25 protein-coding genes and 1 tRNA gene are annotated in these 22,106 nt (G+C 61.0%); 9 read left to right on the top strand and 17 right to left on the bottom strand.

Features of this window, described 5'->3' with window-relative positions:
* Nucleotide 1: 1 nt before the first annotated feature.
* Nucleotides 2-604, bottom strand: a complete 603-nt coding sequence (locus SJY10_RS05995) for a DUF805 domain-containing protein (protein WP_386680498.1) — start codon at nt 602-604, stop codon at nt 2-4.
* A 145-nt stretch (nt 605-749) separates the two neighbouring features.
* Between SJY10_RS05995 and SJY10_RS05990 the strand changes: the two genes are divergently transcribed.
* Complete coding sequence (locus tag SJY10_RS05990; protein WP_386680496.1) at nt 750-1,868, top strand: beta-ketoacyl-ACP synthase III; 1,119 nt, start codon at nt 750-752, stop codon at nt 1,866-1,868.
* Between the two features lie 18 nt (nt 1,869-1,886).
* Here the strand turns inward: SJY10_RS05990 and SJY10_RS05985 are convergent, their stop codons facing one another.
* Nucleotides 1,887-2,342 carry a phage regulatory CII family protein gene (locus tag SJY10_RS05985; RefSeq protein ID WP_386680494.1) on the bottom strand — a complete coding sequence of 152 codons (456 nt, stop codon included), beginning with the start codon at nt 2,340-2,342 and terminating at the stop codon, nt 1,887-1,889.
* 135 nt (nt 2,343-2,477) lie between these two features.
* On the opposite strand from SJY10_RS05985, the gene SJY10_RS05980 reads away from it, so the two are divergent.
* Both SJY10_RS05980 and SJY10_RS05975 read left to right on the top strand, forming a co-directional pair.
* Nucleotides 2,478-3,077: a thymidine kinase gene (locus tag SJY10_RS05980; protein WP_386680492.1), complete on the top strand. Its 600-nt coding sequence runs from the start codon at nt 2,478-2,480 to the stop codon at nt 3,075-3,077.
* Nucleotides 3,078-3,116: 39 nt separating this feature from the next.
* Entirely contained in the window at nt 3,117-3,605 is a 489-nt protein-coding gene (locus tag SJY10_RS05975) for a cytochrome b (protein ID WP_386680490.1), read from the top strand.
* Here the strand turns inward: SJY10_RS05975 and SJY10_RS05970 are convergent.
* From SJY10_RS05970 to SJY10_RS05940, 7 genes are all read right to left on the bottom strand, one after another.
* Entirely contained in the window at nt 3,602-4,558 is a 957-nt protein-coding gene (locus SJY10_RS05970) for a 2-hydroxyacid dehydrogenase (RefSeq protein WP_386680488.1), read from the bottom strand. The two genes, SJY10_RS05975 and SJY10_RS05970, sit on opposite strands and share 4 nt — an antisense overlap.
* Entirely contained in the window at nt 4,555-4,893 is a 339-nt protein-coding gene (locus tag SJY10_RS05965; RefSeq protein ID WP_386680486.1) for a tRNA-binding protein, read from the bottom strand. Before SJY10_RS05965 ends, SJY10_RS05970 begins: the two co-directional genes overlap by 4 nt.
* On the bottom strand, nt 4,886-5,701 hold the full coding sequence (gene proC / locus SJY10_RS05960) for a pyrroline-5-carboxylate reductase (RefSeq protein WP_386680484.1): 816 nt from the start codon (nt 5,699-5,701) through the stop codon (nt 4,886-4,888). The genes SJY10_RS05965 and proC overlap by 8 nt, the downstream gene beginning before the upstream one ends.
* A gap of 185 nt (nt 5,702-5,886) precedes the next feature.
* Nucleotides 5,887-6,390 carry a YbjN domain-containing protein gene (locus tag SJY10_RS05955; protein ID WP_386684539.1) on the bottom strand — a complete coding sequence of 168 codons (504 nt, stop codon included), beginning with the start codon at nt 6,388-6,390 and terminating at the stop codon, nt 5,887-5,889.
* 352 nt (nt 6,391-6,742) lie between these two features.
* Nucleotides 6,743-7,330 carry a fasciclin domain-containing protein gene (locus SJY10_RS05950; RefSeq protein WP_386680482.1) on the bottom strand — a complete coding sequence of 196 codons (588 nt, stop codon included), beginning with the start codon at nt 7,328-7,330 and terminating at the stop codon, nt 6,743-6,745.
* Between the two features lie 75 nt (nt 7,331-7,405).
* Complete coding sequence (locus SJY10_RS05945) at nt 7,406-8,149, bottom strand: HAD family hydrolase (RefSeq protein ID WP_386680480.1); 744 nt, start codon at nt 8,147-8,149, stop codon at nt 7,406-7,408.
* Nucleotides 8,140-8,418 (bottom strand): DUF3572 domain-containing protein, encoded by a 279-nt coding sequence (locus SJY10_RS05940; protein WP_386680478.1) that lies wholly within the window; start codon nt 8,416-8,418, stop codon nt 8,140-8,142. Before SJY10_RS05940 ends, SJY10_RS05945 begins: the two co-directional genes overlap by 10 nt.
* Nucleotides 8,419-8,508: 90 nt before the next feature.
* On the opposite strand from SJY10_RS05940, the gene SJY10_RS05935 reads away from it, so the two are divergent.
* A complete protein-coding gene (locus tag SJY10_RS05935; RefSeq protein ID WP_386680476.1) occupies nt 8,509-9,960 on the top strand; it encodes a diguanylate cyclase in 1,452 nt (483 codons plus the stop codon).
* A 75-nt stretch (nt 9,961-10,035) separates the two neighbouring features.
* Here the strand turns inward: SJY10_RS05935 and SJY10_RS05930 are convergent, their stop codons facing one another.
* From SJY10_RS05930 to SJY10_RS05915, 4 genes are all read right to left on the bottom strand, one after another.
* A complete protein-coding gene (locus SJY10_RS05930) occupies nt 10,036-10,503 on the bottom strand; it encodes a periplasmic heavy metal sensor (protein ID WP_386680474.1) in 468 nt (155 codons plus the stop codon).
* On the bottom strand, nt 10,496-10,861 hold the full coding sequence (locus SJY10_RS05925) for a dihydroorotate dehydrogenase (RefSeq protein ID WP_386680472.1): 366 nt from the start codon (nt 10,859-10,861) through the stop codon (nt 10,496-10,498). Before SJY10_RS05925 ends, SJY10_RS05930 begins: the two co-directional genes overlap by 8 nt.
* Complete coding sequence (locus SJY10_RS05920) at nt 10,848-11,447, bottom strand: RNA polymerase sigma factor (RefSeq protein WP_386680470.1); 600 nt, start codon at nt 11,445-11,447, stop codon at nt 10,848-10,850. Before SJY10_RS05920 ends, SJY10_RS05925 begins: the two co-directional genes overlap by 14 nt.
* Nucleotides 11,448-11,517: 70 nt before the next feature.
* Nucleotides 11,518-12,039 carry an EF-hand domain-containing protein gene (locus tag SJY10_RS05915; RefSeq protein WP_386680468.1) on the bottom strand — a complete coding sequence of 174 codons (522 nt, stop codon included), beginning with the start codon at nt 12,037-12,039 and terminating at the stop codon, nt 11,518-11,520.
* A 191-nt stretch (nt 12,040-12,230) separates the two neighbouring features.
* Between SJY10_RS05915 and SJY10_RS05910 the strand changes: the two genes are divergently transcribed.
* Entirely contained in the window at nt 12,231-12,644 is a 414-nt protein-coding gene (locus SJY10_RS05910; protein WP_386680466.1) for a DUF983 domain-containing protein, read from the top strand.
* Nucleotides 12,628-13,314, top strand: coding sequence for an NUDIX domain-containing protein (locus SJY10_RS05905; RefSeq protein WP_386680464.1), 687 nt, complete (start codon nt 12,628-12,630; stop codon nt 13,312-13,314). Before SJY10_RS05910 ends, SJY10_RS05905 begins: the two co-directional genes overlap by 17 nt.
* 15 nt (nt 13,315-13,329) lie before the next feature.
* On the opposite strand, the gene SJY10_RS05900 is transcribed toward SJY10_RS05905, so the two are convergent.
* Nucleotides 13,330-13,872 (bottom strand): lipocalin family protein, encoded by a 543-nt coding sequence (locus tag SJY10_RS05900; protein ID WP_386680462.1) that lies wholly within the window; start codon nt 13,870-13,872, stop codon nt 13,330-13,332.
* Between the two features lie 117 nt (nt 13,873-13,989).
* Nucleotides 13,990-15,033, bottom strand: a complete 1,044-nt coding sequence (locus tag SJY10_RS05895) for an aldo/keto reductase (protein ID WP_386680460.1) — start codon at nt 15,031-15,033, stop codon at nt 13,990-13,992.
* A gap of 155 nt (nt 15,034-15,188) precedes the next feature.
* Here SJY10_RS05895 and metG point away from each other — a divergent pair, with 155 nt between their 5' ends.
* Both metG and SJY10_RS05885 read left to right on the top strand, forming a co-directional pair.
* Nucleotides 15,189-16,901 (top strand): methionine--tRNA ligase, encoded by a 1,713-nt coding sequence (gene metG / locus SJY10_RS05890; protein ID WP_386680458.1) that lies wholly within the window; start codon nt 15,189-15,191, stop codon nt 16,899-16,901.
* A 103-nt stretch (nt 16,902-17,004) separates the two neighbouring features.
* Nucleotides 17,005-17,796, top strand: coding sequence for a lytic transglycosylase domain-containing protein (locus SJY10_RS05885; protein ID WP_386680456.1), 792 nt, complete (start codon nt 17,005-17,007; stop codon nt 17,794-17,796).
* Nucleotides 17,797-17,852: 56 nt separating this feature from the next.
* Here SJY10_RS05885 and SJY10_RS05880 read toward each other — a convergent pair.
* Together SJY10_RS05880 and SJY10_RS05875 are read right to left on the bottom strand one after the other, a co-directional pair.
* A tRNA-Leu gene (locus tag SJY10_RS05880) sits at nt 17,853-17,936 on the bottom strand.
* Nucleotides 17,937-17,976: 40 nt separating this feature from the next.
* A complete protein-coding gene (locus SJY10_RS05875; protein ID WP_386680454.1) occupies nt 17,977-18,453 on the bottom strand; it encodes an Lrp/AsnC family transcriptional regulator in 477 nt (158 codons plus the stop codon).
* Between the two features lie 112 nt (nt 18,454-18,565).
* Here SJY10_RS05875 and putA point away from each other — a divergent pair, with 112 nt between their 5' ends.
* A complete protein-coding gene (gene putA, locus SJY10_RS05870) occupies nt 18,566-22,030 on the top strand; it encodes a bifunctional proline dehydrogenase/L-glutamate gamma-semialdehyde dehydrogenase PutA (protein ID WP_386680452.1) in 3,465 nt (1,154 codons plus the stop codon).
* Nucleotides 22,031-22,106: the final 76 nt, after the last annotated feature.

Below are 22,106 nucleotides of genomic sequence, written 5' to 3'. Positions count from 1 at the left end.
CCTAGCCAAACCGGTTCGGGTGGGTATCCGGCTGTCTGCAGTACCAGACCAGCAGGATGATCCACCCGACAAGCGGGATCAGACTCAGCAAGATCCACCAGCCTGATTTATCGATATCATGCAGCCTGCGCGCGCTGAGCGCGAAGGACGGGATAATGGTCGCTAGCGCCCATAAGCCGCCAAGCACACCTGCGCTAGACGTCCCAAAGATGATTCCGTCAAGGATACCAAGCACAATCGCCACCAGAATGTTGTCCAGCTGCCAGAACCAGAACTCACCCCGGTTGCTGCGGCCACTGAACTGCACATAGCGGTTAAAGAACTGCTTGAACGCGTCACTAAGCCCAGATTGGCGGCGATAATCGCGCGCGCCCATCGCGGCTTGTCCGGCATGGGTGCCAGCAAGGGCCGGATGCACCGGAACCGCAGGACGCGGCGCGCCGACCCCGTCGATGTGGCGGTGTGCCGGTTCCCAATTTTCCAGTGTGTTCGTCCAGACCAGTGTTTCGGGTCCGACCGTGCCGTCCCTGACTAAAGCAACAAATTCTTCTTTCTCGATTGGCCCGGCTTCCGTGCCTTCGTTTGCGTAATACCATTGTGCCATTGGCAAATTCCTTCATGCGATCATGCGCGCAGGCTGCCTTAGATCGCGTATTGGTGTAAAGTGACGTAAAGGCGCAAAGCACGGCAAAGATGGACTTCTGTGTGCCGTCACGTCACAATCTGCCGGATCAAACGGGGGCCTTTTCATGTATCGCGCAGCAATTACCGGAACCGGGGTGTTCACCCCGTCCGAGGTTATCACCAACGCAGAACTCGTCGCGGCGTTCAACGCTTATGCCGACAAGTATAACGCCGCCCATGCCGCAGAAATCGAGGCGGGCGATCTGCCGGCCAAGGCCCATTCATCTGTCGATTTCATCGTCGCTGCATCCGGGATCGAACAGCGCCATGTGATCGACAAAACAGGCGTGCTGGACCCGGACCGTATGTATCCCCACCTGCGCGCCCGCACGGATGAAGAGCCGAGCCTGATGGCGGAAATTGGCGTTGATGCGATCAACACCGCGCTGGCGCAGGCCGGTATCAGCGCCGAACAGGTTGATCTGGTCATCTGCGCCGCGTCCAACATCGAACGCGCCTACCCCGCCGTTGCGGTGGAAATCCAGCAACTGATCGGTGCGGGCGGCTTTGCCTTTGACATGAATGTCGCCTGTTCATCTGCCACCTTTGGTATCCAGACCGCCGCCGATATGATCCGCACCGGCAGCGTGCGCACCGCTGTTGTCGTGAACCCGGAAATCACCAGCGCCCATCTGGAATGGCGCGACCGGGACTGTCATTTCATCTTTGGCGATGTGGCCACGGCGACTGTTCTGCAACGCGAAGACGACGCGAAAGGCGATCATTTCATCGTCCGGTCCACCCGCTGTGCCACAGTATTCAGCAACAACATCCGCAACAACGCTGGCTTCATGCGCATGGCCCGCGACCAGATGGATGACCGCCGCGACATGCAATTCATGCAAAACGGACGCAAAGTGTTCAAAGAGGTGCTGCCACTGGTCAGTCAGCACATGGCCGAACATATGGCGGATGAAGGGATCGTCGCCGATGATCTAAAGCGGCTTTGGCTGCATCAGGCCAACAAGTCGATGAACGATTATATTGGGAAAAAGGTGCTTGGCCGCGATCCCGCACCGGGCGAGCAGCCGAACATCCTGCAAGACTACGCAAACACGTCATCTGCCGGATCGATTATCGCCTTTGCGCAACACTCCGGTGACCTGAAGTCCGGCGATCTAGGTATTATCTGCTCTTTTGGCGCAGGCTACTCTGTCGGATCCGTGGTGGTGCAAAAGGCGTAACCCGCGCCCTGGGCGGCGTCAGTAGGTGACGTCGCCTTCCAGATGCAGCTTCATGCGCATCAGCACCTTTTGCAGCTGGGTGGTTTCAGCCAGCAGGCGCCGCGCCTCGTTTGCGCTGATCGTGCCATCCTGAATGCTTTCATGATATTCGGCCATCAGCTGTGCGAACCGCTGACTTAACTGGACGACATCCGAATTTACGTTGCCGGACCCGCTGCCGTCTTCTTGTCCCAACGAAAACGTAGCACCGCGCAGTTCCGCCAGCGCTGCTGTGACATGTGGATGGCTTGCCGCCGCTTCCAGCGCGGCAACAGCATCGACGGGCATGAAGCGGCCGCTATGCTCGTCATCTTCTGAATAATAACGCCCCAATGTCGCCTTTGACTTGCCTGTCAACTCGCACGCCGCCGTGATGCCGACGTCCTTGACCAAGGCTTCGGTGTGCCGCTTGAGGTAAGTCTGGAAACGCGTCATCTGAAATCCCTTAAGGTCCACCGCATTTTCGCAGCGTTGCGAAAGTGCATAAGCCCAAGTTTGCGCAATGTCATGGCCTTTTGACAGGCAAGATCGTCTTGCGCCCGAATGTGCCGTCCGCGTATCAGGGCACCCATGGCAAAGCTTTATTTCAACTACTCGACCATGAACGCGGGCAAATCGACCGTGCTCCTTCAGGCCAGTCACAACTATATCGAACGCGGGATGCAGGTGTTCCTACTGACGGCCCAGCTGGACACCCGCGCCGGCCAGGGCCGCATCGCCAGCCGGATCGGTATCGGTCAGGCGGCGGAAACCTTCGCCCCCGGCGACAACCTGTTCGACATGGTGCAACGCCGTCTGGCGCAAGGCCCCTGCGCCTGCGTTTTCATCGACGAGGCGCAGTTTCTCGAACCCGCACAGGTCTGGCAGCTGGCCCGCGCGGTGGACGATCTGAATGTGCCGATCATGTGCTTTGGCCTGCGCGTCGACTTTCAGGGCGAGTTGTTCCCCGGCTCTGCCACGCTTCTGGCTTTAGCGGATGACATGCGCGAAGTGCGCACGATCTGTCACTGCGGCCGCAAGGCTACGATGGTGGTGCGTAAGGATGCAGCGGGTAATGTGGTGCGCGCCGGTGATCAGGTGCAGGTTGGCGGCAACGACCGCTATGTGTCGCTGTGCCGCCGGCACTGGCGGGCCGCAATGGAAGATGTGGAACCAGACCTGCTGCTATGACGTTGGCCTGTGACCCAACAGGCGGCAATCATCAGCGTTATGTCCGACTCGAAATACACCGCGCCCCATATGCTGCTGCACTGGGTCATCGCAGCCCTCGTTGTCGTCCAGATCGCCCTTGCGGGCGGGATGCAGGCGACCTTTGACGCCAAATTCGAAGGCATCGATGTCAGCCTTGGCTGGACCAGCGGCGCTATTTTTCACGCGATCTTGGGGACCAGCATCGGCATCTTGATGATCTGGCGTCTCGGCCTGCGCCAGACGACCCGCATTCCGCCGCCCCCTGCGGCCCCCGGTGCCATTCAGGCCATCGCCCGCATGACGCATCTGCTGTTCTACGCGCTTTTGATCGGCATGCCACTTTTCGGGGCGGCCGCATGGTTCATACCCTCGGCCCCGCTTGGCGCAGTCCATGCGGGTGCCAGCAAGCTGCTGATTGCCCTGATTGCCCTACATCTGGCGGGCGCGGCCTATCACCATTTCATTGCCGGTGACACATCTGTGCTTCGTCGCATGCTGACCCGTTAAGCCGTCCAAAGCGCCTGCGGCAGCGGCCGCCCGTCAGCCCAGGCCATGATGTTATCCAGCGCCATCTGGCCCATCGCCTCGCGCACTTCCAGCGCGGCCGTGCCGAGGTGCGGCAGCAGCACCGCATTGTCCAGCGCGCGCAGGCTGGCCGGCACAGCCGGTTCGCTGTCATAAACATCCAGCCCGGCCCGGATGCGCCCAGACTGCAACTCTGCGATCAAGGCGTTCTGATCCACCACATCGCCCCGTGCCACGTTGACGAAAACAGCACCGTCATTCATCTGCGCCAATGCCTCGGCATCGATCAGATGCGCATTACCGCCGCCCCCCGGTACTGTGACGACGATGATATCTGCCTGACTCATAACGCTGTGAAGGTCGCCGACCTGCCGCGACGGCACGTCGACCTCTTTAGGCGAGCGGTTGAAATAAATCACAGGCATGTCAAAGCCATAGTGACCGCGCCGCGCGACGGCCTGTCCGATCCGGCCCATGCCGATGATGCCAAGCCGTTTACCCGTTACATGGGCCCCCAACATTTGCGTTGGATGCCAGCCGGTCCATGCACCGGCCCGCACCAGCCGCTCGCCTTCTCCGGCCCGCCTGCTGGCCATCAGCATCAGCGTCAAGGCAATATCCGCTGTCGCATCGGTCACCACGTCCGGCGTGTTGGACACCTGAATGTCGGCGGCCTGCGCCGCTGCGATATCTATGTGATTGAAACCGACACCAAAGCTGCCGATCATGCCGCAACGCTTGTCCGGCACCGCAAACGCCATGTCACTGAAACAATCGCCAAGCGTGCACAGAATTGCATCGTAGTTTTGCAGCGCAGCGCCGGCCTCTGCGATGCTCAGACCGTCGGTGCGGTCCAGCACGGTCACGTCGAACCGGGCCTGCGCGGCCGCAATCGTCGCGGCAGGAAATACCCGTGTCAAAAGAAGTGTTTTCAATGCAGGCGCCCCCCCAATGGCACATCTTGATCCGGCGCGACCAGAACATCAGCCCCCTGCGCATCCGGCATGCCAAGCACCAGCACCTCGGACATGAACTTGCCAATCTGGCGCGGCGGGAAATTCACGACTGCGCAGACCATGCGGCCCATCAGTTGCTCTGGCGTGTAATGCACGGTCAGCTGCGCGCTGGTCTTGCGAATGCCAATAGTTTCACCAAAGTCGATCCATAGCTTGATCGCAGGCTTGCGCGCCTCCGGATAAGGCTCTGCCTGCGTCACACGGCCGACGCGGATATCAACAGCGGCAAAGTCGTCATAGGTAATATCAGCCATGTGATAACGCCTCGCTGCGCGCCGCCGCCGCCGCAACCGCCTTTGCCATCAGCTTTGGCAACCCGGTTTGCGCATCCATCAATACCTCCAGCGCGGCCTGCGTCGTGCCGTTCGGGCTGGTGACATTGCGCCGCAACTGGGCCGGATCATCGGCGCTGTCTTCAGCCAGCTGCCCTGCCCCGCCAACGGTTGCCTTGGCCAGCGCCATAGCCAGATCCGGCGCAAGACCCTGCGCCACGCCTGCAGCGGCCAGCGTCTCGATCAGATGAAAGACATAGGCCGGCCCCGATCCGCTGACGGCCGTCACCGCATCCATCTGCGCCTCATGCTCTAGGCGCACGGTCTGCCCCACCGCGCCCATCAACGCCTCGGCCAGGGCGATGTGGTCAGCACTTGCCGCGGCATTGCCAATCAAGGCCGAAATGCCACGCCCGATGGCAGCCGGTGTATTCGGCATCGTACGCACGATAGGTGTGCCCGCACCAAAGGCCGCCTCGAACCGGGCCAGCGGGGTGCCAGCGGCAACGGATACAAACAAGGTGCCACCACCGCCCAGCGCCTGCATCGACGGCAGTGCATCTCCCATCATTTGCGGCTTGACCGCAACCAAGGCGACCGCTGGATCGTCAGGCAGGCCCGCATTAATATGCACCCCGGTGCCTTGCAGCCATGCGCTTGGTGCCGGATCAAGCACCCAAACCGAAGCGGCAGGCAATCCGCCTTTCAGCCAACCATCAAGCAAGGCAGATCCCATCTTGCCGCAGCCCAGCAGCACCAGCCCGCGGCGCGCCACATCTTTCATGTCCATTGCAAATTCCCTCGACTTTTCGCCAGACTAGGCAGCCGAACAAGCGGGCACAACAACTTGCAGGCACCAGGCACGGCCTTTTGCTTTAATTGCAAAAAGGCCGCGATCCACGCCAAAGCGCGGTCCCCTTCTTCTGGTCAGAAATATCCCGGGGGTGCGGGGGCTGGCCCCCGCTCTTCGGCGCTTCAGGCGCGACCGAAAGCTTCGCCAATGGCGATACGGATCGCCTCTGCAGGTGTGCGCTCGGCCCAGGTAACGAGCTGCAAGGCAGGGTAATAGCGCTCGCAGCTGCTGACTGCCGTATGGATCATGGTGTCGATCTGCTCGGGGCTTGCGACCTGCTCGCCCGCCAGTACCAGCCCATAGCGATAGACCATCATCTTTTGCTCTGGCCACCAACTAAAAGTGCCGGCCCAGCTGTCGTCATTGATCGTGTTCAACGCCTCGTACAGCGCCTGCGTGCGGTGCGCTGGCGGTTCCATTTCGAACGTGCAGATCAGGCGCAGCGTCTCGTCGCGGTCGGACCACGACAGGGTGATCGCATAGGTGCGCCACTGCCCTTCGACCTGCATCGCAATCTGGTTATCCGCAAGCCGGTCAAATTCCCATGCATGGTGTTCTGCCAGCGACTCCACCAGATCAATCGGGTGCAGATCTTCGGTCTCGAAATAATGCTCTGTCAGCGCCATCGTCTCTGCCTCACTCTCATGTGCCAAGGTGAACGCGTGTCCCCAGCACTATGTCACTGCTCTAGTGACGGTATGGTTCTTGTTTGTCCCCTACGACATATGGTGCGACCAAGGCGAAGCCCTGTAAAGACGGTTTTTGGGGATAACTACCTGTTTCACGCTTTTTCGCGCTGTTATTTGCAGATTATCGCGATTTCAGCGTCAAATCTACTGGTCTTGATGCGCTTCACCGCAATGTGCGCGCCGACCGGCAAGGCTCCGCCCATAGGCATGGCCGGCCAAAACGAAAGCCCCCCGCGCCAACGGCACGGGGGGCAATACACGAGACCTGCAAAGCGCAGATCTATCCTGCTTATTCAGCGGGCAGCACAACGGTGTCGATGACGTGGACGACGCCGTTCGACTGGAACACATCGGCCTGTGTCACGGTCGCAACCTGACCGCGCTCGTCTGTCAGCGTGATAACGGTGTCATCGCCCTGGCCGGACATTTCAACGTTCAGCACACAGCCGCCAACGGTCGTCACCGGATGCATACCGCCGTCGTTTTCGATCATACCCATGATGGCGGTCGAATTCGCATCCGCCGCGACAACATGGCAGGACAGGATTTCAGCCAGCGCAGCCTGGTTTTCAGGCTTCAGCAATTCTGCGACCTGATCCTGGTCCAGCTTTGCAAATGCGTCATTGGTCGGCGCGAAAACGGTAAAGGGGCCTTCGCCGGACAGCGTATCAACCAGACCTGCGGCCTGTACGGCTGCAACAAGCGTTGTCAGGTTTTCGGCGTTGGATGCGTTTTCGACGATCGTCATGTCTGGCAGCATCTCTGCACCGCCGACCATCGGGTTGCCGTCGGCGCTCATGTGGGATTCTGCAATTGCAGCGCCCGAGGACAGGGCGAACACGGCGGCGGCGGTCATCATCTTGGATTTCATCGACATGCGTAGCTCTTTCTAAACAGTGCAGCCCGTTGTGGCCTGCGATGTCAAAGTAACGAGCCCGCCACCGCAATAGTTTCACACCGCCGGAAACTTTGTTCCCATCCGCCGGGAATCCAGCCATCGCGGCAGTTCGGCAATGCTGCCCAGCACCGCGTCCGCATGCGGTGTCAGCTCTTCACGACACGCAGGCCCCGTCAGCACGCCAATGCACACCATGCCCGCCGCCTGCCCCGCCACAAGGTCATGGGTGCTGTCACCGATCATCGCACACTGCGCGGGGTCGAGCCCCGTTGCCGTGCAGAAGGCCAGCAATTGACCGGGTGCAGGCTTTGCCCCGAAACCGCTGTCATAGCCCGCGACAAAGGCCATCTTGTCCTTGATCAGCGCATCTTTCAAATGCCGGATAGCGGGGGTTACCGCGTCATTCGTGACAACGCCAAGCGTATGCCCCTGCGCGCGCAACTGCGTCATCAGCGCAGGCAGATCCGCCGCGTGCACCTGCGGCACGCCTGCGGATAAGTCATTCATCCGGTCCGTCAGGGCTTGCAAGTCGGTCTGGTGGGTCAGCTCTGCAATCACCTCTGCCACGACATATGTCGGCTCTGCGATGACAACACTGCCGGGGTGAAACCGGTTCTGCGCCAGATCATAGCCCAGCGCCTGCGCAAGGCGGTCGACAAGATCACGATCGCCGCCTGCTTCGGCCACCAAAAGCTGGCGGACCACCGCGCCCCAGGTCGCATTAAAATCGAACAGGGTTCCGTCCTTGTCGAAAACAAGCCCCTTGATCTGGCTTTTCGCCGGCGCGCCTAGGTCCAATGGATCTGCTCTGCACCAGGCAGGGCATAGCGAGCCTGCAAGGGGGCATCATAAGGCAGCGCGCGCGCCTCGCAAAACGCCACGACCCAATCATCACGCTGCGTCAGGAAGTCCAATACCGAAGCCAGAAACGCAGGATCTGTCGCGCCCCGGCGCATGTCGTCAGGCGATAATCCGCTTGCCCCCATGAAGGCTCCTGACAGTTCGTCATCGGCCGCGACATGGCCAAGTGCTTGCAGCGCAAGGACTTCTGCATATTCGGGGGTCATCCGTAATCCTTTGAGAGGGTGAACACTTTTTTAATCAATCAGAGTCACATTGATGGGGCGATGGTGAAACCGTCAGATAAGGATTGCAAGATGTCCGGCAAAATATTGATCGTCGACAAAGTCTCGACCAACCGAATTGTCCTGCGGGTCAAGATGCTTGCCGCGAAATATGATGTAGAGGCTGTTGCGACCTGCGCGGAAGCGGCTGCACGGATTGCAACCGATTTGCCTGACCTTATCCTGATCAATCTGACTGATCCGTCCGAAGACGGCCACAGTTTTTGCCGCACCCTGCGCAGCGATCCGGACACCGGACATATCGCCATCATTTCAGTCGGCGCGACCAATTCCACCATGTCCCGCTTTGGCGCACTTGATGCCGGGGCAGACGATGTTTTGCCGCGTCCGATTAGTGATAGCTTGTTGCTGGCCCGGGTGCGCAGCCTGATGCGCCGCCGCAACCTGTCACGGGAACTGCAAATGCGCGACGGCACCAATCGAAATTTCGGTCTGGAAGAAACGCGCGCCCCCAGAATTGCACCGGCCGCCATCACCCTGTTGTCTGATTGTCCCAATGCCGCGGCAGCCCGAACGATGCAGTTGCAAACCGGCATGAACCAGCGGATCCGCGTCAGCACATCTGACTGCGCCCTGATCGACGACGACCGCGCGGGAAAGACCGACCTTTTTATCATCGACGGCAGCACCGCGCATTTGTCAGCGGGTCAGCTTTTCCGGCTTGTCGCCGATTTGCGTGCGCGTGAATCGACGCGCCTTTCCGCCCAGCTTATCCTCCTGCCACGGCAACATACGGAAACAGCCGCGATGTTGCTTGATCTGGGGGCGGACGATCTAATCCTTGGTGATGTCACCCCGGACGAACTGATGCTGCGTGTCCGGTCCCTGCTACGGCACAAGTTCAATCAGGATCGCCTGCGGGACACGCTGCGCGATGGGTTCCATGCCGCCATGACGGATCCGCTGACAGGACTTTACAATCGCCGGTACGCCGAAACCCACCTGCGCCAGATCGCGGAAAAAGCGCATGCATCGGGATGCCACTACGGGTTGATGATGATCGACATCGACCATTTCAAACGGATCAATGACGGCTTTGGCCATACGGCGGGCGACCGGGTTCTTTGCGGTCTGGCCGATCGTCTGCTTCAGAACTTCCGCCCCGAAGACCTCGTTGCCCGCATTGGAGGAGAGGAGTTCCTGATCGCCATGCCCCGCACCACCCTGGAGGAGGTGAAAGCCGCCGCACAGCGTTTGCGCCGCCTTGTGAACATTCGGCCCTTTCCCATCGGCGATGGCAACAATGACCTGCATGTCACAATTTCCGTCGGAGTTGCGGTCGATTCGCAAAAGCCGGACGAACTGACCAGCCTAGGTGATCTATTCAAGCGGGCCGACGCCGCGCTTTACGTGGCAAAAGCAAATGGGCGCGATGCAATTTCCGTCAGTCAGACCGCAGCGAGACATTGCCGCGAGGCTCTGGCTTTGCCGCTTAAACGTCAAAATGGCGCACCTTTGAACTAGGGTGCGCCATTTGATGCCTCTGCACCGGCGTAGAATGAAAACCGGTCCGGATCGCCCATGCGGCGATCGTGACCGTTACCTTTCAGACCGCTTGTCGTCGCTTTGCTGCAGGCGGCCCGCCAGCGCCAGCCGGTCCGCCGGCGACATGGCATCGATCCGGTCCGCCAGTACCGTTGCTGCAATATCCTGAACCTTCGCCGCCCGTCCCACTGGCTGTGCCAAGGTGGCGCGCAAAGATTGCGAATCGTAAGGGTCAGCAGACAAGGCCGCGACAAGATCGGCAATGTCATCAGCCCGCGGCCTGCGCTGGGGCATGTCCGGATTAGTCTTTAACGCATTGCGGATCGCAAGCCTGTCTTCTGGCAACAGGGCGCGGGCGACCGGACCAAGGCTCATATCGAAATCGCGCGGCGGCTTGCCATCATGGCCCCGCAAGGCAAAGCCAAGCGCAAGACCGGCAACCGCCAGATTGACGGCCAAAGAAATCGCCAAAGCAATCCGCATGATACGGGTGCGGCGCGAAGGTGGAAACGGATCAGCCATCGGAAGGATCCTCGAACAGGGAAAAATCGGTTTCAGGTAGGAATGTCACGGTTTGCGTGGTGCCGATCATCGTGGCAGCCAGACTTTCAACGCCGGTAGGCGGTGCCACACCGACCCACAGGCCGGTCAGACCTGCCGCCAGAACACCGCTTAGCGCAGGCCAACCGCCAATCAGATCGCGCAGCCAGCCCGTGCGCGAGGCCGTTTGTTGCGGCCGCACTGTACCGGCGGCCGGCTGAAGGGCAACCGCATCTGCCAGAACCCGCGCCATCAAGTCGTCGCTTGCGGGTACCGCCCTGCGCCGTGCAGTATTCAGCAGTTGGTCCAGATTATTCATGTCCCGTTCAGTCATCATCATACCCCAAAGCTTCACGTTGATCTGCCAAAGCGGCTGACAGCGCCCTTTTTCCGCGTGCCGTCAGGCTTTCGACAGCCCGCGGCGAAATATCCATAATCACGGCAATTTCAGGGTTTGACAGCCCCTCCAGATGCCGCAGTGCCACCGCTTGTGCCTGCCGGTCCGGCAATTGCGCCAAAGCATCGGACAAGGCCTTTAGCCGTGTTTCGTCCTGAATGACTGCCGCCGCACCTGGTGCGGTATCAGCGGGTTCTGCGATCTGGTCCAAACCGACGCCGCTGCGTTTGCGCCGCCGCAAGCGGTCTGTGCACAGGTTGGCGACCACACGGTACAGCCATGTGCTGACCTGCGCTTCGCCCTGACGCCAGTCCGGCGCAATCTTCCACAGGCGCATCATTGCTTCTTGCGCGACATCCTCGGCCTCGGTCCGGTCCTGCAACATCCGCACAGCCTGCCCCATAACGCGGGGCAACAGGCGCGCCGACAGATCGCGTGCCGCGGCAGGATCACCATTAGCATAGGCCACCAGCAAGGCTGAGTCCGGGATTTGGTCCGCGTCTAATGGCAAGTCGATCATATCCCGCATAACTTACGCCGTTCACGAAGGGGTCGCAACGGCCGGGGGCGATGCACCACCCCGGCCGTTGTCGTTCAGTTTAGCCGCGCTGCTTGGGGCCTTTGCCGCCACGCTCGCCATGACCCTTGCGGTCACCGTGACCCATGCGGTCACCGGCGGCGGCGAATTCGTCCGCGTCCACGGTGCCGTCGTCATTGGCATCCATGCGCTCGAACATCTTTTCCATCCGGTCGCCCTTCGGGCCCATTTCTTCGGCTTGCAGAAGGCCGTCACCGTTTTCGTCGTGCTCTTCGATCATCTTGGCGGTACGCTCTGCCCGGCGTTGATCGGCCTGTGCTGTCAGCTCTTCTGCGGACAGGCCGCCATCACCGTTTGTATCGGCTTCGGCGAAACGTGCCGCGCCCTGCGCCTGCAGTTCTTCCAGCGTCAGTGCGCCGTTGCCATCCGCATCCAGCGTAGCAAAGTCAGGGCGTTCCGGCCGGTCGGGGCGGTCTGCGGGGGCAGTCGTTTGCGTGTCATTTGCATCGGCTGTCTGCGCCCCTGCAACACCGGAAAGTGCCAGGCTGGCCAACAGGGCCGTCATGATCATGGTCGTTTTCATTTGCATCGTCCTTGTATTTTCTAATTAGCGACGACCTTGTCTGGCCGTCGATGCAGGTAATACGCAGCGCGTTGAAACTTCCGTCGCCGGGCTGGCAAAGTTTTTCCCGGCCCCCGCGACCATTGGACACAAAGGGCACCGCGGCTCTTTCATTTTCTGCCGTTCAGTGCGACCAAGACAGCGAAGGAGTCATGATGTCCAACACCGATCCAACCCGTTCTGCGCCAAACCATGCCGCAACAGAGCGTGAAACGAAAAACGCAATGTGGCGCGGCTTTTGCCGGCGCTGCCCCAACTGCGGTGAAGGTCACATGTTTACCGGATTCCTTAAGGTGGTGGACCGCTGCCCTGTGTGTCAGGAAAACCTGTCGGGGCACCGGGCCGATGATGGCCCGGCCTATCTGACCATCCTGATTGTCGGACATTTGCTGGCCCCGATCCTGATCTACAGCTTTGTTGAATACCGCCCGGACCCTTTGCTGCTGGCGACAATCTTTACTGTGGGCACGGTGGCGCTGTCGCTGTTCCTGCTGCCGCGCCTCAAGGGTCTGGTTGTCGGGATTCAATGGGCCAACCGGATGCATGGCTTTGGCAATTCAAACTGACAAATCGGCGCTGCGCGACGCGGCCACCATTATCGTGGTGCGCCGCGGGGATGAGCCTTCCGTGCTGATGGGGCAACGCGGGGCCGCCGCGGCCTTTATGCCCAGCAAGTTTGTGTTTCCTGGCGGCGCGGTGGATCTGGTTGATCACACGGTGCCGGTGCAGGGTCTGCCGGCAGATCAATGCGCCGCCCTACAAGCCGACAGCCGGCTTCCCCCCGCCGCGCTGGCGGCCGCCGCAATCAGAGAGTTGTGGGAAGAAACCGGCCATATCATCGGCGCGCCCGGCGACTGGCCGGATGCACCCCGCGGCTGGCGCGGATTTGCGGCGACAGGTCATCTGCCTAACGCGGCGAATTTGCGCTATTTCTTTCGCGCCGTCACGCCCCAAGGCCGGCCCCGCCGCTTTGACGCACGCTTCTTTCTGGCCGATGCACATGATCTGATCACCGATCCCGATGATTTCACCCGGGCAGAGGACGAGCTGTCCTTGCTGCAATGGGTGCCGCTAGCTCAGGCCCGGACCTTTGATCTGCCCTTTATCACCGAAGTGGTGCTAGCCGAACTGGTTGCCCATCTAGCTGACCCAGACGCGCCCCTGACCGTTCCCTTTTTTCGCAACGATGACGAGGCGCATCTGGTGACGCGGCTGGCGGGCAAGCGGCTGATCTGAACCGCCGCCCTTTGGTTACTGCGGCACCCTGACCAGCTTCGTCAGGTCATAACCGTTGAACGCCAGCACGTCCCGAGCGGCCTGCAACCGGTCGGCGGGAATCTTGGGGTCGCGGTTCAGGATCCACCCCGCCCGCCCGTTCGGCGTGCCGACAACGGCGGTCCGATAGCCTTCGTCGATCCAGAGCACCCAGTAGTCAGAAGCAAAGGGCAAGGTGTCAAAGCTGACTTTCAGCCGCCCCGGCCCGGTGACATCGGCGCGGCCTTTGATCGTGCTGCGCACCATGCCATCAAGTTCCCGGCAGGTATTCAGCACCGATAACCCGCCATCGGGCAAGGCCGCGTATTCAGCAGTAACCCCAGCGCAACCTGCCTCGAACGGGACGGGAAAGCGTGCGACTTCGTACCAGGTGCCCGCATAACGGTCCGCATTAAAATTTAACGCAGAGCCGATGGGCACGTTGCGGTCGCGGTAAACTTCGAACAATTGGCCGACGGGTTCATCGGGCAGCGGCTTGGCGCAGGCGGCAAGCAACAACAATAGGGCAAGGCGTTTCATGATGGTTGCTTTCCTGAGGCTGACCAAAGCAAAACGCCCTTGATCCGGCAACCGCAACGGTGTGCGATTTACAGATCAAGGGCAAGCGCCGCGTGCGATACGGCTGTTTGTTGTCCGTTAATACGGAATTGGGTGGGCCTTGTAGGCCGCAGCAATATCGTCAAGCACGGCATCGGGCAGCATGACATCGCGGCCGGACAGGATATGGGCCAACTGGTCCGCTGTGGTCGCGCCAAAGATCGCGCTGACCGCAAAAGGCCGCGTCGACTGCCACGCCATCGCCATATGAACGGGATCCAGCCCATGCTTGGCCGCAATATCCAGATAGGCCTGCGTCGCGGCAAAGGCCTGATCTGTCTTGCGCCCGCCCAGATCGCCGTTCAACGACATGCGGCTTGCCTCTGGCACGGTGCCGTTCTGATATTTGCCCGTCAGCAGACCCGCCGCAAGGGGAGAGTAGGACAACAGCGTCACGTCTTCGTTCACCATGGTTTCCGACAGGTCGGTGTCGATGTGACGACACAGCAGCGAATATTCGTTCTGAAGTGTTGCCATGCGCGGCAGTCCGTGCTGTTCGGCCAGATCGCACCATTTGGTCGTGCCCCATGCCGTTTCATTCGACAGGCCGACAGCGCGGATCTTGCCGGCTTTGACGGCGCGGTCCAGCGCCGACAGCACGTCATGCATGTGGTCCAGCGTCTGCGCGCGGTTCTGCCCCGAGGGATCATAACCCCAGTTACGACGGAACGACCACGTGCCCCGGTCCGGCCAGTGCAGCTGATAAAGGTCGATCACATCGGTTTTCAGCCGCGCAAGCGAGGCATCGATGATGCCTTCGATCGTCGCGCCATCATAGCCTGCGCCATCGCGGGCCCAGCCGGGGTTCGGGCCAGCGACCTTAGTCGCCAGCACCCAGTCATTGCGGCGGCCCGACTTTTCAAACCACGCGCCCAGGTATTCTTCCGACCGGCCCACAGTTTCCTTGGATACGGGGTTCACGGGATACATCTCGGCGCAGTCCATGAAATTCAGACCGGCATCCAGCGCCATATCGATCTGGCGGTGGGTGTCATCCATCGGGGTCTGGTTGCCAAAGGTCATCGTACCAAGGCACCAGTCGGTGACAGTGATATCGGTGCGGCCAAGGGTCAGGGTTTTCATCGAACGTGTCCTTTCGCTGTTGCGCTCGACCTAGCCCGATGCCGCACCAAAGGCAAAGCGCCTTTGATAAAACGCTTTGCTGTCCGCCCAACCCTGCCCTTTCCATACCGCGGCCCCGGCGCTAGAAGGACGGTCAAGCAACAGAAAGTCCCCCTATGGCCCGCCACCTGATCACTTCTGCCATTCCCTACATCAACGGCATCAAGCATTTGGGAAACCTTGTCGGGTCCCAGCTGCCAGCCGACCTGTTTGCCCGCTACCTGCGCGGTCGCGGCCACGAGGTGCTGTTTCTATGTGCTACAGACGAACACGGCACCCCGGCGGAACTGGCCGCCGCCAAGGCAGGCAAGCCAGTCGCGGATTATTGCGCGGAAATGCATGATGTGCAGGCAAAGATCGCCAGCGGCTTCGGGCTGTCGTTTGACCACTTCGGCCGGTCTTCCAGCCCGCAAAACCACAAGCTGACGCAGGCCTTTGCCGGCCGCTTGCACGATCAGGGCCTGATCCGCGAAGTGACTGAAGAGCAGGTCTATTCCGTCACCGACGGCCGTTTTCTGCCCGACCGCTATATTGAGGGCACCTGCCCTAACTGCGGGTTCGAGGATGCGCGCGGCGACCAGTGTGACAACTGCACCAAACAGCTGGACCCGACCGATCTGATTAACCCCCGATCCACCATTTCCGGCGCGACCGACCTAGAGGTGCGCACGACCAAGCACCTGTATCTGGAACAGTCCAAGCTGAAGGGTCAGCTGGCCGACTGGATCGACAGCAAGGGTGACTGGCCAATTCTGACCACCTCCATCGCGAAAAAGTGGCTGAACGACGGCGACGGCCTGCAGGATCGCGGGATCACCCGCGATCTGGATTGGGGCATCCCCGTCAAGGATGGCGACAAGGATTGGCCGGGGATGGAAGGCAAGGTCTTTTACGTCTGGTTCGACGCGCCGATCGAATACATCGCCTGCGCGCAGGAATGGGTCGATGCGGGCAAAGGCAGCGATTGGGAAAGCTGGTGGCGCACCGACAAAGGCGCTGACGACGTGCGCTATACCCAGTTCATGGGCAAGGACAACGTGCCCTTTCACACCCTGTCGTTCCCGGCGACCATCATGGGCGCGGACGACAACTGGAAGCTGGTCGACTACATCAAGTCGTTCAACTATCTGAACTATGACGGCGGCCAGTTCAGCACATCGCGCGGGCGCGGTGTGTTCATGGATCAGGCGCTAGACATTTTGCCCGCCGACTACTGGCGCTGGTGGCTGCTGTCCCATGCGCCGGAATCCTCGGATGCTGAATTCACTTGGGACACCTTCACGCAGGACGTGAACAAGGACCTTGCCGACGTTCTGGGGAACTTCGTCAGCCGCATCACCAAATTCTGCCGGTCCAAGTTCGGCGACACTGTCCCTGACGGCGGCACCGAAGGCCCGGCAGAGGCGGCGCTGATCGATGATTTGACCCACCGTCTGAAAGCCTATGAAGGGCATATGGACGCAATCGAGGTTCGCAAAGCGGCGGCAGAGCTGCGCGCGATCTGGGTCGCGGGCAACGAATACCTGCAGGCGACCGCGCCTTGGACCACGTTCAAGACCGACCCCGCACAGGCCGCAGCCCAAGTCCGCATGGGCCTGAACCTGATCCGTCTTTATGCGATCCTGTCCGCGCCCTTTATCCCTGATGCATCGAAAACGATGCTGGTGGCCGTCCGCGCCGACGCTGCGGATTGGCCGACCGATATCGCCGCCGCCCTGCACGCCCTGCCCGCCGGTCACGCCTTTGACGTGCCGGAAAACCTGTTCCGCAAGATCACAGAAGCAGAGCGCGACGACTGGGCCGAACGCTTTGCCGGGGTGCGCACCTGATCGCCATTTGTCGCGCGAAAGGGCGCTATCAGGGGCGTGATATTGGATAACGCTGCATTCGTGCTATGTAGCGGCCAAATCATTCCCAGCTGGAAAGCCTGATATGCGCCCTTTTGCCATCGCCGCCGCCTTGATCACCGCCGCCTCTACCGCAGGAGCCGCCACCTGCGGCAATGACGCCGGCGGGTTCGATACTTGGAAGCAGCAATTCGCGACCGAAGCCGCCGCCCAAGGCGTCGGTGATCGTGGATTGTCCGCGCTGGCAGCGACCCAATACGCGACCCGCACGATCAGCGCCGACCGCAATCAGAAGTCGTTCAAATACAGCCTTGATGAATTCCTGCGCATCCGCGGCGCAGACACGATCGTTTCGCAGGGCCGCCAAAAGATCGCCAACAATCCGAATTTCTTTTCCGGCCTAGAGGACCGTTATGGCGTGCCCGCGTCCATCGTCGTGACGATCTGGGGCATGGAAACCGGCTTTGGCAACTTCATGGGCGACAGCAATGTCCTGTCTGCAATTTCGACCCTGGCCTATGACTGCCGCCGCAGCGATTTTTTCACCCCGCATGCGATGGCGGCACTACAACTAGTTGACCGCGGCAGCCTGTCGTCGGGCACCATCGGCGCGATGCACGGCGAAGTCGGCCACACGCAATTCCTGCCCGGTAACGTGTCCCGCTATGGCGTGGACGCAGACGGCAATGGCGTCGTCGATCTGACAAACCAGTCCGATGCCCTTGCGTCCACCGCGAACTTTCTGGCGCAAAAAGGCTGGCAGCGCGGCGCGGGCTATCAAGAAGGCCAACCAAACTTTGCCGTAATCCAGCAGTGGAACGCTGCGGGCGTCTATCAAAAGGCAATCGCCCAGATGGCCGGCCAAATCGACGGCTGATCGCAGTCTTTTGAATGTGAAAAGGGGCGCAGGATCAAACCTGCGCCCCTTTTGCATGGTGCCCCCGGCCGGACTCGAACCGGCACGGCCTAAGCCAAGAGATTTTAAGTCTCCGATGTCTACCATTCCACCACGGGGGCACGGCGTTTTCGTAACGCCGTGCGCGGGCGGGGGCAAGGGTCAGGTTGTGGGCGCGACGGGGGCTGTGCCCTCTTCCTTGACGGTTTGCATGGCCACATAGGTCGATGTTCCCGCCACATGCGGCAGCGTTGAAATGAAATCGGCCAGCACTTGCCGATAATCGGTCATGCCCTTCGTGCGCACCTTCAGCAGATAATCGAACGATCCTGCAATCATGTGACACTGTTCGATCTGCGGCACGGTCAGCACGGCCCGGTTAAAAGCTTGCAGCGCGATTTCACGCGTGTCGGTCAGTCGCACCTCGACAAAGGCGACGTGATCGCGCCCCAACCGGATTGGATCGAACAGCGCACGATAGCCGCGAATGATGCCGTCCGCCTCCAGCCGGCGTAGGCGGGCCTGCGTAGGGGACTTGGAAAGCCCGATTCGATCCGCCAAAGCGGTGACGCTGATACGGCCATCGACGGCCAACACGTCAAGTATTTTAGCATCGAAAGAGTCGAGCGCTGCAGCCATTTCAGATACCTAACACAGTAAAAAGCAGACGTATTTGCCTGATATGCGCTGTTTAGCGGTCAGATTGACTTTCAACAAGGCGGTAGAATGACGCAACCTTTAGGAGCCTGTCATGCCTCACGATCCTTTTGAAACCCTGCGTGCCGCCATCGACCAGCAGATGTATGCGCCGGAAATGTCGGTCGTTCAGAACCTGGCCGCCAGCGCGGGACTGTCGCCCGCTGACCGCGCCCGCATCACGGCGGCCGGGGCTGATCTGGTGCGCCGCATCCGCGCTAGTTCAGAGCCCGGCCTGATGGAGGTTTTCCTTGCGGAATATGGCCTGTCAACGGACGAAGGCATCGCCCTGATGTGTCTGGCAGAGGCGCTGCTGCGCGTGCCTGATGCCGACACCATGGATGCCCTGATCGAGGATAAGATCGCGCCAAGCGATTGGGGCAAGCATCTGGGGCACTCTGCCTCGTCCCTCGTCAATGCCTCGACCTGGGCTTTGATGCTGACAGGGCGTGTGCTGGACGATGAAAAGCCCGGTATCACCCGGCATTTGAAAGGCGCGATCAAGCGTTTGGGCGAACCTGTGATCCGCACCGCTGTTGGCCGCGCCATGCGCGAAATGGGCCGCCAGTTCGTACTGGGCGAGACAATCGACAAGGCGATGAAACGGGCCGAGGGGATGCAGGCCAAGGGCTTTACCTATTCCTACGACATGCTGGGTGAAGCCGCGCGCACGGACAAGGACGCGCGCACCTATCAGCTGGCCTATTCCCGCGCGATTTCCGCCATTGCCGCCCATTGTGTGCACGACAGCGTCGCAGAAAACCCCGGTATTTCGGTCAAGCTGTCGGCCCTGCATCCGCGGTACGAAGTCGCGCAGGCGGACCGCGTTATGGCCGAACTGGTGCCTCGCGTGACGGCGCTGGCGATCCTGGCCAAGGCGGCGGGCATGGGGTTCAACATCGACGCAGAAGAAGCCGACCGCCTGTCCCTGTCGCTGGACGTGATTGATGCCGTGCTGCGCGAACCGGCCTTGGCGGGCTGGGACGGCTTTGGCGTCGTGGTACAGGCTTACGGCTTACGGGCGGGCATGGTGATTGATTACCTGCATGCGCTGGCCACCGATCTGGACCGCAAGATTATGGTTCGTCTGGTCAAGGGTGCCTATTGGGACGCTGAAATTAAGCGGGCTCAGGTCATGGGGATCGACGGCTTTCCCGTCTTCACCGCAAAGGCCCATACCGACGTCAGCTATATCGCGAACGCGCAAAAGCTGCTGGGCATGACAGACCGCATCTATCCGCAATTTGCCACGCATAACGCGCATACCGTTGCGGCCATTCTGGACCTTGCGGGGCAGCTGGATCGCAACCCCTCTGATTATGAATTCCAGCGTCTGCATGGCATGGGGGAAACCCTGCACACCATCGTGCTGAACGATCAGCATACCCGCTGCCGCATCTATGCACCTGTCGGCGCACACGAAGACTTGCTGGCCTATCTTGTGCGCCGTCTGCTGGAAAACGGCGCGAATTCCAGTTTTGTAAACCAGATTGTGGACGAGGATGTCACGCCAGAGGCCGTGGCCGCCGATCCGTTCGATCAGATCGGCGTGCGTCATGCAATCAGAAGCGGGCCAGAACTGTTCGGCGCAGAAAGGGTGAACTCCATGGGGTTCGACCTGACGCATGAACCGACCTTGGCCGCAATCGGCAAAGCGCGTGCGCCTTACAAGGATACGGTCTGGGATGTGGCACCGCAGGTTGCCAGATACGATGACAAGAGCGAAGCCACTTTGATGATGAACCCCGCCCGCCCCGGCGACCTGGTCAGCCGCGTAATCGCGGCCTCGCCTGCGGTCGTGACGGCTGCCTTTGACGCGGCAACCCCTTGGGATGCACCGGCGGGCACCCGCGCCGATATTCTGGATGCGGCGGCGAATGCCTTCGAAGCGCAGTTTGGCGAAATCTTTGCCATACTGACCCGAGAGGCCGGCAAAGGCCTGCCCGACGCGGTCGCAGAGCTTCGCGAGGCGGTCGATTTCCTGCGCTATTACGCGGCAGAGGCGCGGGGAATGCCAGACGCCAAGGCCCGTGGCATCTGGACCTGCATCAGCCCGTGGAACTTTCCGCTGGCGATCTTTACCGGTCAAATTGCCGCCGCCCTGGCCGCAGGCAATGCCGTGCTGGCGAAACCTGCCCAGCAATCGCCCGCCATCGCGCAGCTGGCCGTGCGCCTGATGCATAAGGCTGGCGTGCCAACCAACGCCCTGCAATGCCTGCCCGGCGGCGGCGATGTGGGGGCCGCTTTGACTGCCGACGCCCGCGTTGCCGGTGTCGCCTTTACCGGATCGACCGCAACAGCGCGCAAGATTGCGTCGAGCATGGCCGATCACTGCGCCCCCGGCACACCGCTGATTGCGGAAACCGGCGGGCTGAACGCCATGATCGTCGACAGCACAGCCCTGCCCGAAGATGCGGTGCGCGATATCGTCAACGGCGCATTCCGGTCGGCTGGTCAGCGCTGTTCAGCCCTGCGCTGCCTTTATGTGCAGGACGACATCGCTGACAAACTGCTGACCATGCTGAAGGGCGCGATGAATACGCTGGCCTTAGGCGATCCGTGGGATCTGTCCACGGATATCGGCCCGGTCATCGACGCCGATGCACGCAGCGGAATCAACGCGCATATCACGCTGGCCGCGGCAGAGGGGCGCGTTTTGCATCAGCTGGCTGTGCCCGGCATTGGTGAATTCGTGGCTCCTACAATCATCGCGCTGGACAGCATCAATCAACTGGAGCGTGAAGTCTTTGGCCCTGTCCTGCATGTCGTGCGTTTCAAGTCGCAAGATCTGGACAAGGTTATCGACGCCATCAACGCAACGGGTTACGGCCTGACCTTTGGCCTGCACACCCGCATTGACGACCGGGTCGAAATGATGGTCAACCGCATCGACTGCGGCAATATCTATGTGAACCGCGACCAGATCGGTGCGATTGTCGGCTCTCAACCCTTTGGAGGCGAAGGGCTTTCGGGCACGGGGCCCAAGGCGGGCGGGCCACAATATCTGCCCCGATTTACCGCGCCGCGACCCGCCACCGCAACGCCCGCGGAATGGGAAAGCCAAGATCGCCCGGCCCGGCTGGCGCAGGCCCTGACCGATGCGCCCAAGCCCCTGGCGACGCCGCCGCGTGACATGCCCGGGCCAACAGGCGAATCCAACAGGCTGACCCTGCATCCGCGCGGTCCCGTGCTGTGCCTTGGCCCCGGCCCTGCCGCCGTGGCAGCGCAGGCCAAGCAGGTCGAACAATGGGGCGGACAGCCCGTGATGGCACAGGGCACCGTGGCCCCCGGCGTTCTGACGACACTTGCACCCCTGGCGGCCGCCATTTGGTGGGGCGACGCGGTGCAAGGCCGCGCCTATGCGCGGGCGCTGGCAGATCGCGACGGGCCGATCACGGCACTGATTACTGCAACGCCGGACATCGCCCATGTCATGCACGAACGCCACGTCTGCATCGACACAACCGCAGCCGGCGGCAACGCTGCCCTGCTGGCAGAGGTTTCGGTTCTGACACCCTGAGGGGCCAAGGGGGGCGCAACACATCGGCACCCCCCACTGCCTTCCTGCTTCAGCTAAGCCCTTGACCCCGCCCTGC

Origin of the sequence: Loktanella sp. R86503 (assembly GCF_042466455.1) — a bacterium.
In the GTDB taxonomy this organism is placed as follows: Bacteria; Pseudomonadota; Alphaproteobacteria; order Rhodobacterales; family Rhodobacteraceae; genus Loktanella.
Note: the sequence above shows the minus strand (reverse complement) of the source record. Positions and strands in the feature narration are given on the sequence as shown.